Annotated in this window: 1 protein-coding gene and 1 pseudogene; both read left to right on the forward strand. The window is 64.1% G+C overall.

All coding sequences use genetic code 11. The annotated features are described in order from the left end of the window. The coding region (locus tag ACU8YC_RS25670) for an OprD family outer membrane porin (RefSeq protein ID WP_446896060.1) at positions 1-164 on the forward strand (164 nt) is incomplete at its 5' end. A 165-nt stretch (positions 165-329) separates the two neighbouring features. After that, positions 330-596 (forward strand): annotated as a pseudogene (locus ACU8YC_RS25675) (proline--tRNA ligase); the annotation flags it as partial.

A 596-nucleotide genomic window follows, 5' to 3' on the forward strand; every position in this document is an offset into this window, starting at 1 on the left:
TCTTCAACCAGGTCCAGTACGTCGTACAGAGCGGCGCGGTGAAGGATCTGTCGCTCAAGCTGCGCAACTCGAGCTACCGTTCCAACGGCGCCCTGCGTGACGCTGGCAGCCCGGACCTGACCGAGATCCGCGCCTTCATCGAGTACCCGCTGAGCATCCTGTAACCCAGGCGCTTACGCATATCGATGCAGCAATGGAGCCCGGCGCGAGCCGGGCTCTTTCGTTTCGTCCGGCGCCCCGAGCCTCACCGCCTCCGTCCTGTACGCCGCACCCCGCGCGCCGTACAATGCCGAGCCTAATTCCAGCCTCTGCACGGACATAACGGCCACATGCGCACCAGTCAGTTCCTGCTCTCAACCCTCAAAGAAACCCCTTCCGATGCCGTGGTGATCAGCCACCAGCTGATGTTGCGTGCCGGGATGATCCGCAAGCTGGCTTCCGGCCTCTACACCTGGATGCCGATGGGGCTGCGAGCGCTACGCAAGGCCGAGGCCATCGTTCGCGAGGAAATGAACAAGGCAGGCGCACTGGAAGTCCTGATGCCCGCCATCCAGCCGGCCGAGCTGTGGCAGGAGTCCGGGCGCTGGGAGCAGTAC

This window comes from Citrobacter sp. VF227, from assembly GCF_052950715.1.